This is a genomic window from Streptosporangium sp. LJ11, from assembly GCF_051918945.1.
Lineage (GTDB): Bacteria > Actinomycetota > Actinomycetes > Streptosporangiales > Streptosporangiaceae > Streptosporangium.
On record NZ_JBPXMB010000022.1, the window covers coordinates 145,695 to 165,327 of the forward strand.

Consider the following 19,633-nt stretch of genomic DNA (forward strand, 5'->3'; position numbering starts at 1 on the left):
GCCGACTGATCAGTGAACAACAACGAACCAGGGAGAGATCGTGTCCGCTGTCAGCCAGTCCACGAACAAGCAGACCGTCGAGCGGTACATCGACGGGTTCAACAAGTCCGACCACGAGCAGATCCTTTCGTGCCTGACCGACGACATCGAGTGGACCGTGTTCGGCCACTACCGGATCACCGGCAAGGAGGCCTACGACGCCAACGTCGAAGGTCCGGACCCGGTCGGCGTTCCCCCAAAGGTGACGATCACGCGGATGGTCGAGGAGAACGACGTCGTCATGGCGGAGATGGCCCTCGAAGCACTCCAGAAAGACGGCACCGTGATGCGCGCCGCGATGGGCGAGGTGTTCGTGATGCGTGATGGTCTGATCCGCGAGCGCCGGGCGTACGTCGTGCCTCTGACCGAGAACGACTACAAGTGACGGACAGTCACGCAGCGGTGCTCTCTTCCTCGTTCCGATTCACTCCGCCTCCGCACCCCGACTGCTGAGCAGATCACCGGGGGCGGTCGCCGGGCCCCAGCAGGCTGGTCAGCTCGGCGACCGCCTCCGGCGAGGGACGGAAGTGCGGGTGCCGTTAAGAAATGTGTCACCAGCCGCCAAACGCAACGTCTCTGCAAGTCAGGAAGGTATGCCTTCATCGAGGCATCGACCCGTCGCAGCTCCTCGATGCAAGCCGCTGACCCCCATCTTCTCTCTCGTTGGCGGCTGGTGACACATTTCTTAACGGCACCCCAAACAAGCGAGTTCACCTCATACATCACATATAAAACGATCCTGTCATGCCCGTCGACCAACATCTGCTTGCGCTGTTCACCGTGACCGCGATCATCGCCATGATCGCTCCTGGACCGGACATGTTGTTCGTTCTAAGGTGTGGGATGGTCCACGCGCCGGCTTGCTCGCCACAGCCGGGGTGGCAACGAGCGAAGCCATCCACATTGCCGTGGCGGCCGCGGGACTGACCGCCCTCTTCGCCGCGGTGCCGTTCGCCTTCACCGTGCTGCGCATCGCCGGAGCCGCTTATCTGATTCCACCCCGCGGCTCTGGTGCTGATCCCCCTCGCCTCGGACGGCGGGTGGGTCGCCGTGATGCTCATGACCCTCGCGCAGTTCGGTGCCGGGTTCGGCCTCATGCTGTGCGACATCACCGGCAACTCCATCCTGCAAGCGCTGACGCCCGAGCGTCTCCTGTCACGGGTACAGGGCGCCTACCTGACGTTCAACGCCGGGGTCCAGGCCCGTCGGTGCGCTCGCCGGCGGCGCGCTGGGAAGCTGGCTCGGCCTGCGGCCCACAAACACCGACACCGATACCTCCACGCCTACCCCTCGGTCGACCATCCCGCATCCAACGCGATCTGCCGCAAGCTCGGCTTCTTCCTCCTGGGCGAACGCGACTTCGAATACCCACCGGGAACCACCATGCGCTGCAACGACTGGCGCCTGGACCTTTGAGACGATCCGAGAGACTGCAGCAGAGGACGGTGCCTTCATCTGCGCGCTGGCCCGCGACAGCGACCTGTGAGCCGACCCGATCTGGGTCGTCGATTCCACCCCCGTCGAATGCGGCCGCTCGCGCCCTGCCACCCGGCGCTCGAACCTGGCCGGCTGGGCCGGCTACGGCTACTGCCGCTCCCATTCCCGCTACTTTTGGGGTCTTCGCCTGCACCTGGTCTGCACCCCGGCAGGCCTGCCGATCACCTGGGCCCTGGCCACCCCGAAGCTCGACGAGCGCCAGGTGCTGATGGCGATGCTCGATCACGACCCGCACCTGATCACCGAACGCCCCGGCCTGCTGATCATCGCCGACAAGGTGTACGTCTCCGCTGAACTCGACGCCTACCTGGTCGAACGAGGTGTGCGACTGCTGCGGCCCTCCTACCGCAACCTTGCTCCCCGGCCCGGTGAGCAGTTCCTCAAACCGATCCGCCAGCTGATCGAGTCGGTCAACGACACCCTCAAGGGCCGGCTCGACCTGGAACTGCACGGCGGGCGCAGCCCGAGCGGCGTCGCGGTCCGTGCCGCCCAGCGGATCCTGGCGTTGACCGCCGCGATCTGGCACAACCGCGCCACCGGCCAGCCCGTCACCCGGTCACTGATCGCCTACGACCGCTGACAGGACTTCGGACTTACTCGTCTAGGTCACGCAACTCGCTCAGCCCAGCGTGAAGGGTCGCGTCCTTATCAACCCCCTTGTTTTGGCACACGCCCTCAAGCGCCCGCCTTGCAGCAACAGCTGCTGCTTGCAGCCACCCTGTCTGAAGTTGATGTTCGGCTTCCTCCATGTGCCGACGTACACTCCTCGGAACCGCAGGGTGAAGCATCCGCTTCTCCTCCCTCGGCCAAGTCAACTCAGGGTCTCCCCAGTACGCCCCGCTCATGGACGCCTCCGCGATTGGGGGACCGCTGCTCCACAGGTCGAGCGTCGACCTCGGCGTTAGCAGGGGTGTTAGCAAAAGGCCCCCACCGGAACCCGGTGGGGGCCTCTGACCTGGAGCCGCCTTGGGGAATCGAACCCCAGACCCCTTCATTACGAGGGAAACCAGGAGGGGGCGGGACCTTGGCTTACACCCGCCCCCACCTGCGCATACGGTCCACGGCAATCCACCGTCGTCCGTGGTTGTCCGGGGTCGTTGTCACTCAGTTAGTCACCCAGAGATTCACCTGTCCAAGCCGGTCAGAGCGCACTTCCATCCGCACGACCGGCGGCTGTGAGCGCCTCTTTCAACGTGACGGCCTGTGGTGACTTGCGTCCGGCAAGCAAGACCGCGACGTCGACCAGTTCCTTGCTCGCATGGCGGTTCAACGTGACGGCGTCGACCACGACGGGAAGACTCACCTGTAGGGCCGCTGCCGCGTCTCCTGCCTCGGCGTGTGCCTTAGCCAAGCACGAGCCATACCAGGCGCGATCGCGCTTGTAGCTCTCCGGCAGGCCGGACAGTCCATCCGTCAGCAGGTCGATTGCCTTCGGCCAGTTGGCAAGGTGCAGCTCGGTCATGCCGCGCTGGAGACGGAACCACGTCTCGTCGTAGAAGTACATCCACACCGGCTCGTCGTCGGCGTGCTCGGCGGCTCGTCGGATCAGTGCCTCGGCTTCGTCCAACAGCGTGCGTGCTGGTCTGGCGTCACCTGCGAGCGCGTGGCCTCGGGCTGCCATCTGCGCGGCCATCCCTCGTACCCCCGGCGTCACCCGGCCGTCGTGCCAGCGGGCCGCGTCGGCGAGCCGGACGCACCTGCGGGCGTTGCCCGCACTCCATGCCTGGTGGGCCTTCATGCTGAGCGTGGTGGTGGCCATGTTCACGTCGCCGATCTCCAATGCCCAGTCATGAGCGCGGTCATACCAGGCGAGCGCGGCGGCCTGGTCGTCGACGTCCAGGGACATCCACGCAACGAACTGGGCATACTGAGCGGCCAGGTCAACCACCGTGTCGGCGAGCGAGCCACGGACGTGCTGAGCCAGTTCGACCACCACGCCGAGTTGCTGGCGCACGATCCCGAGCAGCGGGCGCGAACCGATGGTGTCTTCGACCTTGCGGTGTTCGGCCAAGCAAGTGTCCAACCACTTCACGGTCTGCTGATCCACACGGCTCGGCTGCTGAAGGGTGCGGGTGATCCGTTCGAACATGTCCGCGTCGGGCGCGATGGTCGGCAACGGCAAAGCGGGGATCGGAACGCTCAGAACCTCGGAGGGAGTACGGTCCTGAACCGTCTGCCGATCGCCGAACAGCTCGGCTTCATCGATGTCGAACGTCCGGCAGTACAGAACGCGATAGGGGTCTTTGGGCTGGTGCCTGCCCGCCTCCCAGTCCTTGATCATGCGAACCAAGGACTCCCGTTCAGGGAAGCGCTCACGAGTGCGGGCGTCGGCGGCCTCGGTGAGTTGCTTGGCCATGTCCCGCTGCGTCCACAGCCGTTGCCGTCGTTCGGCGCGTAGCCGTACGGCCCAGCCCGGAAGATCGCGCATCGCGTACTCCTCAGGGGAGAGTCGGGGATCCGCTCGTCTCCCCTAGTCTCCCCCAGTCGCACTGTCAGCGGGCGTGTCTGCGGCGATGTGATGGAGAGACCGTGCAAATGGCGGGACCCGCAGGCGATCTCAGCGCCGTACGGGTCCCTTGATCGCACACTGGAGGTGCGACCCATGGACAACTGTAGAGCCGTCCCACCCGCCGTTGACGAGGCGACCGTGGAGAGCCACGACAAGGCGCTGGCCGTCGTTCAGCGGCTTCTCACCGAGCGGGGAATCCGTGCTCACCGCCACCACACGATCAGCCTGGGGCTGTTCGCCAACAGCGCGGCTGCCTGGCCTGACCAGCCGCCGCTTCGGTCGTGGATGGAGCGACACCCGCCGGAACTGACCGTGAAGGGTCCGCAGGGCTGGTGCGAAGCCACAGTGACCATGGGTCCACGCTCGGGCAGCTACCTGGTCTCCCTGCGCGACGGCTCCGCCCTACAGGCGGTGAGGAGCGATCATCCCGAACAGGTGGTTGCCCTGATCGTCGCGGCTCGGGGAACGTGACCGTGTACGGCTGGGTCATCTTGGGCGATGCCGCCACCAAGAGAGTCAACGGCCAAGAGGTCATCGTCACCGCCGGTAAGTCGGGTGACATCGGGGTGGCCATCAAGGCGTGGGAGGACGCTGAACGCCACCGGATGCTGTACGAACTGGGCAACCTCGGTCGCCTGGTCGATGCCGCGCTGGCCCGCCTCCAAGGTCACCACCGCACTCCGGGAAGTCACGGAAAACGCGCGCCGCAAACTGACCACATCAAATGATCACCGATCGGGTGCGGCGACAGACCTCCCGTGGCCACGTTGCCGCACTTGGCTGGCAATGGCCGTGAGCAGGTGACCGTGTCATTCGGTGGCAACCTGATCCGGAGCGCAGTGCCGCCAGGCGCGAGCACCGGAAGCAGGGCGGCAGATTCCTTGATCACCGCTATGGAGGCGTTGCTGATGATCGCTGAGTGGAGACGGCCGGCGCAATGCCGGATGGCACCCCGTAGGGGCCGCGAAGCGGTTGGGCCGGCGGTCGGAGCGGCAGGCGGCAGCGCGTACCAGGGGCGGCGGGTGCGTTCGGTGCGGCGGGTGCTCGGTGCGGCGGGCGGCGGGCTTACGCCGTGCCGTCCCGGCTGGCGCGGGCCGGGACCGGCCGCCAGGGCCGCACGCCCGGCCCGCTGGCCGTGCCGGGACGGCGGGGCGTGTCCCACCGTGCGGCGGCGCGAAGCGCTGGCGCCTTGAACCAGTAAAGAAACTCTGAGCCACCCCACAGCCAGCGCGTTGTCCTACTTCGGCTGATGCTTGACAGTGCGGCCTCGGTTGATGGTTGACATGATCAATTCGGAGTCGTGCCGGGGTGCGACTCGCGACAGAAGAGGATGTCGCAGAACTCGTCAGCACAGCCACCGGTCGAGGACCGCGGGCCAGAAGTGGGTTCGGTGATCGCCGACATCGCCGTATGCGGCCGGGTCGAGGCGTGCGATCTGCTCCAGCAGATCGGCGAGCTCGGCGAGTGCCAGCTCTTCCATCGTTTCGTCCTCGTCCCAGTGCTGGATTGCTGTCGAGCCCGCCAGCCATGTGCCGACCAGGTGCAGCGAGCACAGCCAGTGGTTGATTGACGAGTTGACGAACCTGGCGCTGCCGCCCGATGTCTCCAGCTCCAGTACACGCCCGGTCTCCGGCACGGCAACGTATGTCCAACCCGGCTGCTGCCGGTCGAGGCTGTATCCCGCAAGCCGGTACATCGTCGGCTCCGCCCTGAACGACACCACGTCAACAATGCCGTTCAGCAGCGGCACGCCGCAGGAGACCAGCGCCGCCTTCTGCTGTTCAGGGAGCCGCCACGGGGCCATATCCACCGCGGCACATAAGACTCGTCCCACTCCGGCCCACGCCTCAAGCGCATGGGCGGAGGGAGGGCTCGGAAGATCGCTTGCCACCATGCTCGACGAGACTAACCGACGCCCATAGCGGCCGTAGCCTGCGACAACCAGGCCGGGTTCACGCGCGCTCATCGGCATGAGCGGAAGCGTCGCCGGGCGGCATGATGGCCAGTCCGCGCACGGTGGTCAAGGAGGTCAACCGGCTGCGGGCGAGCGGCCACATCGACTACAGGATCTAGGCCAGGTGGAAAGCATCACCCGAAGTCAATTCGTCAACCATCAACTGAAGATTGACACCACAGCCAGCGCGTATGTCGATCTTCGAGGCGCATCTGCTGGAGGTCGAACGATCAAAGCCAAAGAGTACGCCAACAGGCATCATTGACCGCAAGGCTCATCACCCAGCGGGGCTCAACTCCAGGAACAGCAATGCTTTCGACCCGCCTCGCGTCCGAGCGTCTTTTCATCATGCGGCTCCATGGGTCCAACAGACTTGACGAACTCCACCCCATAAAGCGACAGTTGCACGTCTTCTCGTTGGCTCAACTCCATGGTGACCGATTTGGGAAGTTGCTGATCGATGATCGACCACCCGCGCTCTTGTAGGAGACCACTCGCCTTGCTTAGCGCCTGCCGGGAATCGGGGCTTCCGACGTCGATTATCAGGACCTCCCTGACCAGAGTCAGACCGTCCCAGGTGACCTCGGCCTTGGTCTCTGCCAGCACTCTTACGGTGCTGCGTACGTCGCGGACAACGCCAGGATCAACCCGCTCCTCTCTGGGGAACAATTCCGAGCGGCATCCGGAAAGAAGGAGGAGCACACAGAAGGTGGCTATAGCTGTCCTAACAACTTGAGCTGCCTGCTTCAACCTGTTGACTCCAATTCCCTCATGCCCACGACGGGCAAGAGCCGTTTCCCCGCCAGCGATATACCGCAGTTTCCTAGTGGAAGATCCCCGATGACTCTATCCGTTCCTGTGGAGTTGACCCGGTTTGGTGGACACCTGATCTCTGAGGAACCCTGGTTCCCAGAAGAAGGAGTTCACTGTGCCGAACAACTATCCGCCGGAGTTTCGTCGGCAGATGGTGGAGCTGGTGCGCGCGGGACGGTCACCGGAGGAGCTTGCCAAGGAGTTCGAGCCCTCTGCGCAGTCGATCCGCCTCTGGGTGCGCCAGGCCGACCTTGATGACGGCCGCCGCGCCGATGGCTTGACCAGTGCCGAGAAGGACGAGCTGGCCCGGCTGCGCCGCGAGGTCAAGCTTCTCCGGGAGGAGAAGGAGATCTTGCGTAAGGCTGCGGTTTTCTTCGCGCGGGAGACGGATCGGCCGAGATGAGATTCCGGCTGATTCATGCGGAGAAAGACCACCATGGTGTCTCCCTGCTGGCCCGGGTGCTGGGTGTGTCGCGCCAGGGCTACTACGCCTGGGCCAAGCACGGGCCCTCACGCCGAGCTGTGGAGGATACGCAGCTCACGGTGAAGATTCGCCATCACCATGCGGTCTCTGGTGAGATCTATGGGGCGCCACGGATCCACGCTGATCTCCGCGAGATTGATGGCATCCATATCGGGCGCAAGCGGGTGGCCCGGTTGATGCGCGCTGCCGGGCTGGCCGGGGTGAGCCTCCGTAAGGGTTGCCGCACCACCAACACCGACCGGCAAGCGGTCGCGGCCAGTGACCTGGTACACCGGAAGTTCACCGCGGCCGAGCCGAACCGGATCTGGACCGCCGACATCACGTACGTGCCGACCTGGCAGGGCTTCCTCTACCTCGCAGTCGTCTTAGACGTCTTCTCCCGCAGAATCGTCGGTTGGGCGATGGCCGAGCACATGCGCACCGAGCTGGTCACCGACGCGCTGGCGATGGCGATCGTTCAGCGCCGCCCCGATGCCGGGGTAATTCATCACAGCGACAAGGGCGGTCAATATACCTCGCTCGCCTTCGGCCGGCGCTGTGAGCAGGCCGGCGTGCGTCCCTCGACCGGCCGCACCGGCACCTGCTTCGATAACGCCATCACCGAGAGCTTCTTCGCCTCCCTGGAGTGCGAGCTGATCGACCGACGCACCTTCCATACCAGGTCAGAGGCCGAGCGCGCTGTCTTCGCCTACATCGAGGGCTTCTACAACCCACGCCGCCGTCACTCCGCCAACGGACAGCTCAGCCCCGCCGAATACGAACGACGCCAAGCCCTCAAGCCCATCCACGAAGACAACTATGCTGCCGCGTAGCCGAAAGCCCTGATGTGTCTACCGAACCGGGGCAACTCCAGCCGGCAGCTTCACCCACATCCGCGACACCGCCACCGAACACGGACAGTCCGGCCCGATGGCCTGGGCCGTGGCCGTCTGCGTCGACCTCACCTGTGTCATGGCCGCGCGGGAACGGCAACGCGACAAGAAGAACGGACGGGAACGGAGCGGCTGGATCTCCTGGCCCACCCTCGTCCTCATCGGCGGGATCACCCTGTCCCTGGCCGCGAACCTCGCCCAAGCCCACCCGTCGGCCTGGGGATGGATCACCGCCGCAACCCCGGCAGGGGCGTTCCTGATCGCGGTCTCCATGTTGGAGCGCCGCGCCTCTGAACCCCGTCCCGAACCGCCCCCGGTACTCGTTCCCGCCGCGGACGCCGTACCGGAAACCCTCCCCGAGAGCATCCCCGGACCCTCGGCGCCTGCCCTACTGCCCAGCCTCGCCGTCCCCGGTCAGAACGAACCCCAGAACGAACAGAACGGCGCCGAGAACGGCCAGAACGAAGCCGGTACGACCGGCGCATTGCTCGACTACGCCCGCCGCGTCGCCGATGAACACCACGCCCGACACGGCAGACCCATCACCCGCGACACCCTGCGTGCCCGCCTCGGAGTCTCCAGCCAACTCGCCTCCGACCTCCTGCGCTCCATGCGCGACAGCCCCGAACCCGTCTGACAGTGAAGGACACCCCCATGAACACCACCGACCACCGCACCGCGGTCATCACCGGACTCCTCGACCTGGCCGCCTTCCTGGAGGCCAACCCCGGCGTCCCCGTCCCGGTCTTCCCCAAGCTCCTCCACTTCGCCGCCGGAACCGACCCCGACATGTGCGCCGAGATCGACGCCATCGCCGAACTCCTCGGCACCGCCATCGACCCCGGCGACATCGGTTACGGCCACTACCGGACCTGCCGCACCTTCGGGCCGGTCGAGTACTCGGCCATTGGCATCCTCGCCAGCGCTAAGGCACGCCACGACGCCGACAACTCTTACGCGGGCTGCGTCGCCCCCGACCCCATCCCCTCGTCCCGTACCGCCTGACCAGAGAAGAGACCCCCATGCGCATCCGCATCGACGGCACCTACGCCGAAATCGTCCACGCCGCCAACAAGATCCGCACAATCCTCCCGATCGGCTCCGTCTCGCCGGTTCTGCCGCTGCGCGAACGGCCCCACACCTGGCGCGTGTTCCTCGACACCGCGCCCAAGCGCACCGGAAGGAGGTGGATCACGTGACCGACGACCAGGACGCCCCGCTCGTCGACATCGCGCCCAAGCGCTGGCTGTGCTGCCACTGCGGAGGAACCGGCGTCGACAGCCACTCGGAGACCTGCGAGCACTGCGAGGGCCTCGGCTTCAGCTGAGAGTTCTCAGCGCCCCCGGCGTGACCACACATCCGCCAAGACGTCCGCCACGTCGGGGGCCATCCCACACCGAACATCCACAGCCCGGAAGGGACACCCCCATCATGCCAAGCACCTACGCGGTAGCCGGGATGATCACCCGGCTCCACGACCCTCAATACGCCCGCTGGGCCTCCCAGATCCGTCGAACCGGCGGCTGTCGACAGCCCATCCACCTCCGCGGCCACGTCCACCACCTCGACCCCGCTACCGGCAAGCGCCTGCACAGCTACAGCACCGCAGGCGAACCGGACGGCATCCTTCGCGTCCCCTGCAAGACTCGGCGCGCCTCCCGCTGTCCGGCCTGCGCCGAGACCTACCGGGCCGACACCTACCAGCTCATCCGTGCGGGCCTGGTAGGCGGCAAGGGTGTCCCGGCCTCGGTCACCGCGCACCCCTGCCTGTTCGTCACCCTCACTGCCCCCTCCTTCGGCACCGTCCACACCCGGCGGGAGAAGAACGGCACCGTCCTGCCGTGTCACGCTCGACGCGATGCGGCCACCTGCCCACACGGACGCGTCATGTCCTGCACCGCCCGGCACGGAGCCGACGAACAGCGTCTCGGTGAGCCGCTGTGCCCGGAGTGCTACGACTACGCAGGCTCGGTGCTGTTCAACGCGATGTCCCCGGAGTTGTGGCGACGCTTCACCGAAGCTCTTCGCCGACGCGTCGCCAAAAACGCCGGACTGACACAGCGGGAGCTACGGGAACAGGCCGTCATCTCCTTCGCCAAGGTCGCCGAGTACCAGCGGCGCGGGGTCGTCCACTTCCACGCGGTCATCCGCGTCGACGGTCCCGAGGGGCCGACTACCACTCCGCCCGTCTGGGCGACAGCCGACCTGATGACCGACGCCGTACAACACGCCGCCTCCGCCGTCGCGGTCACCGTTCCTGCGGTACCGGGCGAACCCGCGCGAGCCTTCCAGTGGGGCGCTCAACTCGACGTCCGCGAGATCACCATGACCGGTGACCTCACCGAGCAGGCCGTAGCTGCCTACATTGCCAAGTACGCCACCAAAGCCGCCGAATGCGTCGGCACCCTGGACCGGCGCATCAACCCCCTCGACGACCTGACCGCCCTGCCGATCCGGGACCACGCCCGGCGGCTCATCGCCGAGTGCCTGCGCCTGGGCGCCTTCGACGAACTGACCGAGTTCCGGCTCATCAAATGGGCGAACATGCTGGGCTTCCGCGGCCACTTCTCCACCAAGAGCCGCCGCTACTCCACCACCCTCGGCGACATCCGCCAGGAACGCACCGACTACATGCGCGGTGAGGCGATCAGCACCGGACGGCTTCCGCTCTTCGACGAGGACACCGTGCTCGTCGTCTCGCACTGGGAGTACGCCGGACAGGGTCACTCGGTCGGTGACGCCCTTTTGGTAAGCACCCTTACCGGAGCTTCGGGAGGCGTCCATGAGTAGTCCCGCGTTGCTCACCGTCCCGCAAGCCATGACCGCTCTGCAGGTCAGTCGGTGGACGCTCTACCAGCTCATCCGCTCCGGCGAACTCGACTCGATCGTGGTCGGCGTGCGCTGTCGCCGTATCCCCGAATCCGCCCTGAACGACTACGTGAACCGACTCTGTGGAAAGGCCGCCTGATGGGCAAGCGCTCGAACGGTGAGGGCTCGGTCTTCCCGTACAAGGACGGTTGGGCCGGCTACGTCTGGGTCGTCACGCCAGAGGGCAAGAAGACTCGCAAATGGGCCTACGGCAAGACCCGCGAGGAGACCCACGAGAAGTGGCTCAAGCTCCACGACCTCGCGAGCAAGGGACCCGTACCGACCAAGCACCCCACCCTCGCCGCGTACCTGACGCGCTGGCTCGCCGAGGTGATCGAACCCAACCGGGAGCCGACCACCTACGCCGGTTACGAACCGCTGGTCCGGCTCTACCTAATCCCCGGTCTCGGCAAGAAGCGGCTCGACAAGCTCACAGTTCGCGAGGCTCAGACATGGCTGAACACGCTGGTCACGCTCTGCACCTGCTGCGACCAGAAGAAGGATCACCAGCGGCCGGAAGCCAAGCGTCGGTGCTGCTCCAAGGGAGAGTGCTGCAAGGGGTATCCGTCCCGGAGCACGATCGCAAGCATCCGTCGCATCCTGCGATCGGCTCTCAGCAACGCCATTCGCGAGGAACTGATCTCCAAGAACGTTGCCGCACTGACCGTCCTGCCCAACGCGAGCAAGACCAAGAAGGCCAAGCAGCACAGCGTGTGGAACGTCGACGAGGCGCGGAAGTTCCTTGAGCACCTGCGCTCGGTGGACGAACCGCTCTACGCGGCGTACGTGCTGATCCTGATTCTCGGCCTGCGGCGGGGCGAGGTGCTCGGGCTCGCCTGGGACTGCGTCGACCTCAACGGGGAACAGCTCTGGATCTCCCGCCAGCTCAACCGAGTCCGCGGTGAGCTTCTCCACCGGGAGACGACCAAGACGGAGGACTCGACGGCCTCTCTGCCCCTGTTCGGGCTGTGCATAGCCGCGCTTCGGGACCGTCGGCGGATCCAAGAGCAAGCCCGCCAGGATGCTGGGGAAAGGTGGAAGAGGTCCGACCTCGTGTTCACCACGAAGAACGGGACTCCGGTCGAGCCGCGCAACTTCTACCGGTCCTTTGAGCGCTACTGCGAGAGGGCCGGTGTCCCCCGGATCCGCGTCCACGACACCCGGCACACCTGCGCCTCGCTCCTGGCCGCGCTCGACGTTCACCCTCGCGTCGCAATGCGCATCCTCCGACACTCACAGATCTCGGTGACCATGAACGTCTACACACAGGTCCCATCTCCGGAGACCCGCAAGGCGCTCGATCGGCTCAACAGTAGCTTTGAAGGCAGCTGACTTCGTCGCTTTAAGAAGGATTTTTCATCCTGATAGGCCTGGTAACAGTAGGTCTACGGAGGGCACCGGCGGATTAGAAGAGGATCGGGGAGAAGCTACAAGCCAGCTCTCCCCCACCACCGCCAGCACGGCAACAGCGTCGCCATCCCCACGGTTGAGTGGGCCACCTGCCATCTGACCGCTGCCATCGCGAAAGCACACGCGGTAGGCAGCGCGATCATGTGAAGGTGGACGTACGATGCCATCATGAGCAGTCGCGGCGGAGGACATGCCATGAGCTTGCGCTGCTCCCGCGACATAGTCACTGCCGTCGTGGATCTCCTAGCCGATCAGCGGCAGGCGTATGGATGGCATCGCGTTAATTCCCGGGGGCCGACCCAGTACTTGGTTCTTGACCGCCTGCAAGCAGTCGAATGGGCCATCAACCGTACCATCGCGGGTTCCGATTCTCATCCTCGGTATCCCCACCAGTGTTCTCATCCTCGGTATCCCCACCAGTGGGCGCGCGGCCCACTATCGCTGACTTTTCTGCCCGCGGTGTTTCTCCGACACCGCAAACGGGCGGTCGGCCGATGGAGACGCTCCTGGCTGTATTCGCCGGGATTGCGGCCGGCATGTTCATCAATGAGCTGGGCGAACTCAGCCCATGGGCTGCTCGTAAGTTCATCCGTTTTGCCGCTCGGCTAGCCTACCGCGATCATGTCAGGGCCGTTCATTGCTCCTCGCAGTTGAACGCCATGCTGGAAGATGTGCCGGGCAAAGCCACTCAACTGGTCGCCGCCCTCATGCTCGGAGGCGCTTGCATAGCGGGGACGCTGTGGCGGGGCCGCGTCGTACGCCGCCTACGTGCCCGGCTTCACGCATTGGCCGTTCGAATGGATGCCGCCGCCCGGCGAATGATCCGTACGGCTTGGCGGCTTTCCCGCCGCAGAAGCGGTAAGCGATGACAATGAGAGCGACCTGGCGCCACCGGCCCCACCACCGCTAGGGCCTGTCCTGCGAACCCATTTTCACCTGATCCTGCAGGTATGGCCAAAGGATGTAGGCAAGCAAGTGGATCATTGATTCATGATCTCTAGGCAGCCTGGCGGCTCCACTTCCGTATCTCCTGAAAATGACTAAAAAGGTAACGCTTCGTCTTCCTCGTTAGACACTCGGGAAGGGACAACGAAAGGCGTGGGCGTGACCGCTGGTAGGAAAGGCCGAAGCATCGAGCGGCGTATCAGGCTGGTCGGTGGTACGACCGGGGTAGGAACTGGTTTAGGGGTGGCCCTGGGCGCCGGTGTCGCGGGATGGACCCAGGGAGGATGGGCTCCCGCGATCGGGGGCGCGTTCGGTGGGGTAGCCAGCCTGTTCGGCGCGGTTGTACTGGACCAGCGGCTCCAGCGGGACGCCGAGCGGGAGAACGCCCGCAAGGCCCGTGACGGCGCTCTGTCGTCGTTGGAGCCCGATCCACGCGCTGCCGCTGGTGCGCTGACGTTGCTGCGGGCGGGACAGTGTCCCATCCGGTTCTATGGCCGAGTTACCGAGAGCGCCATGCTGGCTCGCTGGGATGTCTCACCTGTGACACAGCCAAAAATGGCGGGGCAAGACAGACATCCGGTGATAGTGATCACCGGAGACGCTGGGGTGGGTAAAAGTCGGCTGGCCTACCAACACGGACTGGATCTTCCGGTGGAGTGGGCGCGCGGGGAGATACGCCCCGGGCGCGGTGGGGACGCGGTGCGGCTGGCGCGTGAAGCTGGCGATCCGACACTGATCATTGTCGATGACGGAGAGGGCAACCCCGATCTTCCTCCGCTTCTGGAAGAGCTGGCTGAGCACTCCGGCAAACCGCTGATTCGGGTGCTGGTCACAGCCCGGAGCCTCGAAGGGGTGCGCTCCCTTGTCGCGCCGCGTCTACAGGAACGCCATCGCCACCTCTTGGAACACGCCCCGTCGCTGCCACTGGCTCCTCAGGGGGAGATAGATGATCGCCGACGCTGGTTCGGCGAGGCGGTGACGGCATTCGCAGGTGCTCAGGGAATTGAGCCGCCACACGTCACAGGACATGTAAGCGGGGAAGGAGACCGGCCTGACGAGGCGATACTAGTGCTGTTCGCACAGGCGCTGCTGACGGTGCTGAACGCCGCGGCCACCCATGACCAGGTTCCTGACGCCCGTACGCTGGCGATCAGTCAGGTCGCCCGCGCGCTTTTCGATCACGAAAAGGCGCGCTGGAGCCGTAGCCCGCTCCTGCCTGACGGACTAGACGAGGTGGCCCAGGCCCGAGTCGTTGCGGCACTGATGCTGCAGGACATCGACAGCGAAGAGGCCGCCGTCACCGCTCTACAAGCCGTCCCCGACCTGAGTGACGCCTCTCAGGAGAGGCTGCGAAGGATCGCCCGCTGGGCCTCGAACCTGTATCCGGCTGGACCGGGATTCACCGTAGACCTGCGGCCGGATCTTTTAGCCGACTGGTTCATCCTCGATCAGCTCAATAGCTCACCGGAGCTAGTCCGCAGTCTGGCCCAAGAGTTGGAGGGCGGCACAATTGAACTGATGCTCCGACGTTTGGCTAGAGCAGCGAACCGTGATTCCCAAGCAATCAGCCTGTTCACCGAAATCGTGCAGGCCGACCCAACAAGGCTTTTGGTCATTGCCGTGCGTGCCGCACTGAGCGCAGGTCGTGCCGTGCGGGCACTTGATCAACATCTGGCTCTCATGATCAAGAGTGTCGCCTGGGACTCGGGCGATCTCATTACCTTGCGCGCAAGCCTTCCTTTAGGTCTACTTCTGCATAGTGCTGTCGAAAGCGCCGCACAGCAGGTCATCATCGCACGCAAAAGCAATGACCTCACCAAACTCGCCAATAGCTTGAACATTCTAACCAATGCTCTTGGCAACCTGGGCCGCCACCACGAACAACTACCGATAGCCCAAGAAGTGGTCTCACTACGGCGTTCCTTAGCCACCGACGACCCTGCTTACCTCCCCGGCCTCGCCGACAGCCTCAACAATCTTTCCGTCGCCTTCGGCAACCTGGGCCGCCACCACGAACAACTACCGATAGCCCAAGAAGTGGTCTCACTACGGCGTTCCTTAGCCACCGACGACCCTGCTTACCTCCCCGGCCTCGCCAGCAGCCTCAGCAACCTCTCCCTCGCCTTCGGCAACCTGGGCCGCCACCACGAACGACTGCCGGCAGCTCAGGAAGCAGTTTCCCTCTACCGATCCCTGAGCACTGACAACCCCGCCCACCTCCCCGGCCTCGCCAACAGCCTCAACAACCTCTCCGTCGCCCTTAGGCATCTGGGCCGCCACCACGAACGACTGCCGGCAGCTCAGGAAGCAGTTTCCCTCTACCGATCCCTGAGCACTGACAACCCCGCCCACCTCCCCGGCCTCGCCAACAGCCTCAACAACCTCTCCGTCGCCTTAGGCAGTCTGGGCCGCCACCACGAACGGCTACTGGCAGCCCAGGAAGCAGTTTCCTTCCACCGATTCCTGGCCGCCGATAACCCCGCCCACCCGGACGCCCTCGCCAACGGCTTGGACAACCTTGGCAATGCCCTCGGCGATCTGGGCCGTTACCATGAACGGCTACCAATAACTCAGGAAGCAGTTTCCCTCTACCGATCCCTGTCCACCAACAACCCCGCCCACCTGAACGACCTAGCTCGCAGCCTGGATAACCTCGGTGTCGCCTTCGGCAGTCTGGGCAACCATCGCGAACAGCTACTCCTAGCTCAAAAAGCGGTGTCCCTATGGCGTTCTTTGGCCACCGAAAATCCCGCTTACCTCCCCGATCTAGCCAGCAGCCTCAACAACCTCTCTGCCACCCTCGGCGACCTGGACCGCCACCACGAAGATCTACCTCTAGCCCAGGAAGCAGTTTCCCTCTACCGATCTCTGACTACCGATAACCCCGCCCACGCGGACAAGCTTGCTTACAGCCTGGACAACCTTGGCATCACCTTCGACAACTTGGGCCGGTCAACAGAAGCATTAAATGCGAAAATTGAGTCGGTGGCTCTTTTCAAAGATCTGGCTCATGATCATCCGGACTTGTATGGCCCGATCTACCGCGAACTGTTAGCGCGGCTCCGCAAGGTCTACAGTGAGCATGGCCTAAGTAACGAGGCTCTGCTGCTCCACCTGTCCAACCAGGAACAAGACCATGATCAAAATGATCGCTGAACAGCAGCTTTGAGGACAGCCGATCTCGTTGCTGTATCTCACTGCTGTACGGACACGAAAAAGGCCCTCCGGGATGATCCCGGAGGGCCTCTGACCTGGAGCCGCCTTGGGGAATCGAACCCCAGACCCCTTCATTACGAGTGAAGTGCTCTGGCCGACTGAGCTAAGGCGGCGTGCCGTGTTTCACCACGGCCTACGGCAGTCTACAGGCTCCCGGGGCCTTCCCGCGCCCTGGAATCAGCTGATCTTGGGGCACCGGGTTCCGTCCTTGGGAACGGTCAGATCGATCAGGTAGTCGTCCACTAGGCGGTCCACACATTCCGAACCCGTCAGATAGGCGGTGTGCCCGTCACCGTCGAAACCGACGAGGACGCCGGAGGAGAGCTGGGAGGCGAGAGCCTCGGACCACTGGTAGGGCGTGGCCGGATCGCGTTCGGTGCCGACGACCATGATGGGCGGGGCTCCGGGAGCGTCGATCTTGGCCCGCGGGCCTCCCTTGGCCGGCCAGTACGCGCAGGGCAGCGAGCTCCACATGACGTACGCGCCGAAGAGCGGGGCGTCCTTGGCCGACTCCCTGGCCGCCGTGGCGTAGGCGGCGGAGTCGCGGGGGAAGGGGGCGTCGACGCAGTTGACGGCCAGGTTGGACTCGGTCTGGTTGGTGTACTCGCCGTTCGCCTCGCGGTCGATCAGCAGGTCGGCCAGGCGGAGCAGGGTGGTGCCGTCGCCCTTCAACGCCTGGCCGAGTGCCTGGCGGAGAACCGGCCAGGCCTGCCGGTCGTAGAGCGGGGTGATCAGGCCGAGGGTGGTCCAGGCCTCGGTCACCGTACGGCCGTCGCCCGTCGCGTTGGTCAGGGGAGCCCTGTCCGCGCGGCGGAGCAGAGCGGCGATCTCCGCGCGGGCGGAGCCGACGGATCCGCGGAAGGGGCAGTCGGTGGTCGTCAGGCAGTCCCCGAGGAACGCGTCGAGGGCGACCTCGAAACCGCGTGCCTGCGCGGTGTTCAGCTCCAGCGGGCCGAGCGAGGTGTCCACGGCGCCGTCCAGGACGAGGGCGCGTACGCGGGCGGGGAAGAGGTCCGCGTAGGCGGCGCCCAGCTGGGTGCCGTACGACTTGCCGAGGTAGGTGAGGCGGGAGTCCCCGACCGCGGCGCGCAGCAGGTCCATGTCCCGGGCGGCGTCGGTCGTGCCGACGTGCGGCAGGAGCCTGCCCGAGCGGGCCTGGCAGCCGGAGGCGAACCGCCGCGAACCCTCCTCCAACATGGTGACCTCCCCCGGCGAGTCGGGCGAGCTGTCGAGGCCGACGTAGGTGTCCAGCTCGCTCGTCGACAGGCACCGGACGGGCGCGGATCCGCCGACCCCGCGCGGGTCGAAGCCCACGACGTCGAAGCGGTCCCGTACGGCCTTGCTCACCGCCGTGCGGGCACCTCGCGCGTACTTCACCCCGGAGGCGCCGGGTCCGCCGGGGTTGAGAAGGATCGAGCCGATCCGGTGACCCGAGGCGGGCAACCGGATCACGCTGAGCTCGATCTTCTCGCCGTCCGGCTTGGCGTGATCGAGGGGAACCGGGAGCTTCGCGCACTCGAAACCGTCCCCGCACTCCTCCCAGCCGAGCGACGTTTTCCATGCCTCGCCGCCGCCCGTACCGGTGCCGGAACCGGCGTTGGCGTCGGTTCCGGTGCACGCGCTCGCCAGCAGGGTCACCACCGCCGCCAGTACGGCGACCACCTGGGATCTCACGCCTTGTCCGCTCCGTAGTCCGTGGGCCGGGATCGCACGCGGGTCCGGCGAGGGGAGCCGACGCGCGCGGAGAGGCTGACCGCTCGCATCCTACGCCCGCCCCGGGCCCCGCGACCGCGCATCGCCCAAGCGGACACGCGGGCCGCGAGCGGCCACGTGGCACGGATCCCGGGAGGCCGTGCCACACCGTTCACCAGAGCAAAGACCCACAGGCGTCCAAGGGGTCATGGCCCGGGCGGGCCTCGGAAAACCACGGTCACCCCTCCGGTCCGCCGTCGGCGACCTTCACCGCGTCCCCGTACGCCGCGTCGTGCTGCTTGCGCGGGGAGCACACCGACGCCGACGGGCACGCGCAGCGGCGTCCGCCGTCCTCCAGGCGGACCACGACGGAGTCGGAGGGTACGTTGCGGCCCACGACGGTTCCCGCCCCCTCGGGGGTGTCGACCTTCAGCCCGACGCGGGGCATCCTGCTGTGCGCGTCGAGATAGAGCGGGTGCTCGTACTTCAGGCAGCACATCAGCCGCCCGCACGCCCCCGCGATGCGCAGCGGGTTGACCGGCAGGTCCTGGTCCTTGGCCATCCGGACGGAGACCGGCTCGAAGTCCTTGAGGAAGGTGGCGCAGCACAGGTCACGGCCGCAGGGGCCGATGCCGCCCTGCAGGCGTGCCTCGTCGCGGGGGCCGATCTGACGCAGCTCCACCCGGGCGCGCAGATTGCGGGCCAGGTCGCGGACGAGGGCGCGGAAGTCGACCCGCTGGGGGGCCGAGAAATAGACCGTGTAGACGTTCTCGGCGTCCGTGTAGTCGACGCCGACGACCTTCATGGGCAACGTGTGCCGCTTGATCAGGCGTTTGGAGACGCTGCGGGCCTCGGCGCGCCGCCGCTTGTTGCCCTCGTCGCGGGTCAGGTGCTCCTCGTTCGCGATGCCCGCGCACACCGGCAGCCCGCCGACCTCCTCGCTCGTCCACTGGGGCGCCCAGACGCACTCGGCGACCTCGGGCCCGGCGTCGGTGGGAACCAGCACCTTGTCTCCGACCTTGGGACTGTGCTCACCGGGATCGAGGTAGTACAGCCTGCCGTAGCGGGTGAAACTCACCGCCATGATCATGCCCATATGGCTCCAAACCTGGGGGTACGGCTCGTGCTCACCCTACGCGTCATACCCAGGGACGCGGAGGGCCGCCCGAAGTCCCCGCCGGCGGCGGCGACGGGCCCCGTACGCCTTCCGCCTGGCCTGCACGTTCTCTCTCGTCCCCTGGAAACCCATCCCCCGGAAAAGGGACTCCGTCGGCGCCGCGACACCCGCTCGCGCGACGTCGCGGCGCCGACGCGGTCCCTGGCCAGGGGCTCCC

20 protein-coding genes, 1 tRNA gene and 2 pseudogenes are annotated in these 19,633 nt (G+C 65.8%); 16 read left to right on the top strand and 7 right to left on the bottom strand.

Translation table 11 applies throughout. The annotated features are described in order from the left end of the window. Positions 1 to 40 precede the first annotated feature (40 nt). From ACTOQ3_RS29940 to ACTOQ3_RS29955, 4 genes and pseudogenes are all read left to right on the top strand, one after another. Positions 41 to 424 carry a nuclear transport factor 2 family protein gene (locus ACTOQ3_RS29940; RefSeq protein WP_440086779.1) on the top strand — a complete coding sequence of 128 codons (384 nt, stop codon included), beginning with the start codon at positions 41 to 43 and terminating at the stop codon, positions 422 to 424. A 451-nt stretch (positions 425 to 875) separates the two neighbouring features. Further along, positions 876 to 1,022: pseudogene (locus tag ACTOQ3_RS29945) on the top strand (LysE family transporter); the annotation flags it as partial. 28 nt (positions 1,023 to 1,050) lie between these two features. Continuing rightward, a complete protein-coding gene (locus ACTOQ3_RS29950) occupies positions 1,051 to 1,455 on the top strand; it encodes a hypothetical protein (protein ID WP_440086780.1) in 405 nt (134 codons plus the stop codon). Between the two features lie 37 nt (positions 1,456 to 1,492). Beyond that, a pseudogene (locus ACTOQ3_RS29955) lies at positions 1,493 to 2,116 on the top strand (IS982 family transposase); the annotation flags it as partial. A 13-nt stretch (positions 2,117 to 2,129) separates the two neighbouring features. Here the strand turns inward: ACTOQ3_RS29955 and ACTOQ3_RS29960 are convergent. Further along, positions 2,130 to 2,531: a DUF4145 domain-containing protein gene (locus ACTOQ3_RS29960; RefSeq protein WP_440086781.1), complete on the bottom strand. Its 402-nt coding sequence runs from the start codon at positions 2,529 to 2,531 to the stop codon at positions 2,130 to 2,132. Positions 2,532 to 2,677: 146 nt separating this feature from the next. Continuing rightward, positions 2,678 to 3,964 (bottom strand): XRE family transcriptional regulator, encoded by a 1,287-nt coding sequence (locus tag ACTOQ3_RS29965; protein ID WP_440086782.1) that lies wholly within the window; start codon positions 3,962 to 3,964, stop codon positions 2,678 to 2,680. Positions 3,965 to 4,138: 174 nt separating this feature from the next. On the opposite strand from ACTOQ3_RS29965, the gene ACTOQ3_RS29970 reads away from it, so the two are divergent. Together ACTOQ3_RS29970 and ACTOQ3_RS29975 are read left to right on the top strand one after the other, a co-directional pair. Next, positions 4,139 to 4,516, top strand: coding sequence for a hypothetical protein (locus tag ACTOQ3_RS29970; protein ID WP_440086783.1), 378 nt, complete (start codon positions 4,139 to 4,141; stop codon positions 4,514 to 4,516). Positions 4,517 to 4,518: 2 nt separating this feature from the next. Continuing rightward, positions 4,519 to 4,773: a hypothetical protein gene (locus ACTOQ3_RS29975; RefSeq protein WP_440086784.1), complete on the top strand. Its 255-nt coding sequence runs from the start codon at positions 4,519 to 4,521 to the stop codon at positions 4,771 to 4,773. A 617-nt stretch (positions 4,774 to 5,390) separates the two neighbouring features. Here the strand turns inward: ACTOQ3_RS29975 and ACTOQ3_RS29980 are convergent. Further along, the gene (locus ACTOQ3_RS29980) at positions 5,391 to 6,017 is read right to left on the bottom strand and encodes an SUKH-4 family immunity protein (protein WP_440086785.1); all 627 of its coding nucleotides are present in this window, start codon (positions 6,015 to 6,017) and stop codon (positions 5,391 to 5,393) included. Between the two features lie 273 nt (positions 6,018 to 6,290). Beyond that, entirely contained in the window at positions 6,291 to 6,605 is a 315-nt protein-coding gene (locus tag ACTOQ3_RS29985; protein ID WP_440086786.1) for a hypothetical protein, read from the bottom strand. A gap of 358 nt (positions 6,606 to 6,963) precedes the next feature. Between ACTOQ3_RS29985 and ACTOQ3_RS29990 the strand changes: the two genes are divergently transcribed. From ACTOQ3_RS29990 to ACTOQ3_RS30035, 10 genes are all read left to right on the top strand, one after another. Continuing rightward, a protein-coding gene (locus ACTOQ3_RS29990; protein WP_440086834.1) for an IS3 family transposase occupies positions 6,964 to 8,108 on the top strand; the annotation gives its coding sequence in 2 pieces (ribosomal slippage) (positions 6,964 to 7,177 and positions 7,177 to 8,108; 1,146 coding nt in all). A 97-nt stretch (positions 8,109 to 8,205) separates the two neighbouring features. Continuing rightward, a complete protein-coding gene (locus tag ACTOQ3_RS29995; protein WP_440086787.1) occupies positions 8,206 to 8,805 on the top strand; it encodes a DUF2637 domain-containing protein in 600 nt (199 codons plus the stop codon). 17 nt (positions 8,806 to 8,822) lie between these two features. Beyond that, a complete protein-coding gene (locus ACTOQ3_RS30000) occupies positions 8,823 to 9,173 on the top strand; it encodes a hypothetical protein (protein ID WP_440086788.1) in 351 nt (116 codons plus the stop codon). Between the two features lie 17 nt (positions 9,174 to 9,190). Continuing rightward, positions 9,191 to 9,367, top strand: a complete 177-nt coding sequence (locus tag ACTOQ3_RS30005; protein WP_440086789.1) for a hypothetical protein — start codon at positions 9,191 to 9,193, stop codon at positions 9,365 to 9,367. Further along, the gene (locus ACTOQ3_RS30010; protein ID WP_440086790.1) at positions 9,364 to 9,495 is read left to right on the top strand and encodes a hypothetical protein; all 132 of its coding nucleotides are present in this window, start codon (positions 9,364 to 9,366) and stop codon (positions 9,493 to 9,495) included. The genes ACTOQ3_RS30005 and ACTOQ3_RS30010 overlap by 4 nt, the downstream gene beginning before the upstream one ends. Before the next feature lie 104 nt (positions 9,496 to 9,599). Then, the gene (locus tag ACTOQ3_RS30015) at positions 9,600 to 10,958 is read left to right on the top strand and encodes a replication initiator (RefSeq protein WP_440086791.1); all 1,359 of its coding nucleotides are present in this window, start codon (positions 9,600 to 9,602) and stop codon (positions 10,956 to 10,958) included. Then, the gene (locus ACTOQ3_RS30020) at positions 10,951 to 11,136 is read left to right on the top strand and encodes a helix-turn-helix domain-containing protein (RefSeq protein ID WP_425958134.1); all 186 of its coding nucleotides are present in this window, start codon (positions 10,951 to 10,953) and stop codon (positions 11,134 to 11,136) included. Before ACTOQ3_RS30015 ends, ACTOQ3_RS30020 begins: the two co-directional genes overlap by 8 nt. Further along, a complete protein-coding gene (locus tag ACTOQ3_RS30025; protein WP_440086792.1) occupies positions 11,136 to 12,368 on the top strand; it encodes a site-specific integrase in 1,233 nt (410 codons plus the stop codon). The genes ACTOQ3_RS30020 and ACTOQ3_RS30025 overlap by 1 nt, the downstream gene beginning before the upstream one ends. 572 nt (positions 12,369 to 12,940) lie before the next feature. Beyond that, positions 12,941 to 13,315, top strand: coding sequence for a hypothetical protein (locus tag ACTOQ3_RS30030; RefSeq protein ID WP_440086793.1), 375 nt, complete (start codon positions 12,941 to 12,943; stop codon positions 13,313 to 13,315). A 235-nt stretch (positions 13,316 to 13,550) separates the two neighbouring features. Continuing rightward, entirely contained in the window at positions 13,551 to 16,547 is a 2,997-nt protein-coding gene (locus ACTOQ3_RS30035) for a tetratricopeptide repeat protein (RefSeq protein ID WP_440086794.1), read from the top strand. 96 nt (positions 16,548 to 16,643) lie between these two features. On the opposite strand, the gene ACTOQ3_RS30040 is transcribed toward ACTOQ3_RS30035, so the two are convergent. The 3 genes from ACTOQ3_RS30040 to ACTOQ3_RS30050 all read right to left on the bottom strand — a co-directional run bounded on the left by ACTOQ3_RS30040 (position 16,644) and on the right by ACTOQ3_RS30050 (position 19,395). Next, positions 16,644 to 16,720 (bottom strand) — tRNA-Thr (locus ACTOQ3_RS30040). Between the two features lie 64 nt (positions 16,721 to 16,784). After that, a complete protein-coding gene (locus ACTOQ3_RS30045; protein WP_440086795.1) occupies positions 16,785 to 18,281 on the bottom strand; it encodes an alpha/beta hydrolase in 1,497 nt (498 codons plus the stop codon). Between the two features lie 256 nt (positions 18,282 to 18,537). After that, positions 18,538 to 19,395, bottom strand: a complete 858-nt coding sequence (locus tag ACTOQ3_RS30050) for a PSP1 domain-containing protein (RefSeq protein ID WP_440086796.1) — start codon at positions 19,393 to 19,395, stop codon at positions 18,538 to 18,540. Positions 19,396 to 19,633: the final 238 nt, after the last annotated feature.

What these genes read in the sequence shown, in the direction of transcription:
- ACTOQ3_RS29960 (WP_440086781.1), bottom strand. Translation starts at nt 2,531, where the DNA reads ATGAAGGGGTCTGGGGTTCGATTCCCCAAGGCGGCTCCAGGTCAGAGG.
- ACTOQ3_RS29965 (WP_440086782.1), bottom strand. Translation starts at nt 3,964, where the DNA reads ATGCGCGATCTTCCGGGCTGGGCCGTACGGCTACGCGCCGAACGACGG.
- ACTOQ3_RS29970 (WP_440086783.1), top strand. Translation starts at nt 4,139, where the DNA reads ATGGACAACTGTAGAGCCGTCCCACCCGCCGTTGACGAGGCGACCGTG.
- ACTOQ3_RS29980 (WP_440086785.1), bottom strand. Translation starts at nt 6,017, where the DNA reads ATGCCGATGAGCGCGCGTGAACCCGGCCTGGTTGTCGCAGGCTACGGC.
- ACTOQ3_RS29995 (WP_440086787.1), top strand. Translation starts at nt 8,206, where the DNA reads ATGGCCTGGGCCGTGGCCGTCTGCGTCGACCTCACCTGTGTCATGGCC.
- ACTOQ3_RS30000 (WP_440086788.1), top strand. Translation starts at nt 8,823, where the DNA reads ATGAACACCACCGACCACCGCACCGCGGTCATCACCGGACTCCTCGAC.
- ACTOQ3_RS30005 (WP_440086789.1), top strand. Translation starts at nt 9,191, where the DNA reads ATGCGCATCCGCATCGACGGCACCTACGCCGAAATCGTCCACGCCGCC.
- ACTOQ3_RS30015 (WP_440086791.1), top strand. Translation starts at nt 9,600, where the DNA reads ATGCCAAGCACCTACGCGGTAGCCGGGATGATCACCCGGCTCCACGAC.
- ACTOQ3_RS30020 (WP_425958134.1), top strand. Translation starts at nt 10,951, where the DNA reads ATGAGTAGTCCCGCGTTGCTCACCGTCCCGCAAGCCATGACCGCTCTG.
- ACTOQ3_RS30025 (WP_440086792.1), top strand. Translation starts at nt 11,136, where the DNA reads ATGGGCAAGCGCTCGAACGGTGAGGGCTCGGTCTTCCCGTACAAGGAC.
- ACTOQ3_RS30030 (WP_440086793.1), top strand. Translation starts at nt 12,941, where the DNA reads ATGGAGACGCTCCTGGCTGTATTCGCCGGGATTGCGGCCGGCATGTTC.
- ACTOQ3_RS30050 (WP_440086796.1), bottom strand. Translation starts at nt 19,395, where the DNA reads ATGGGCATGATCATGGCGGTGAGTTTCACCCGCTACGGCAGGCTGTAC.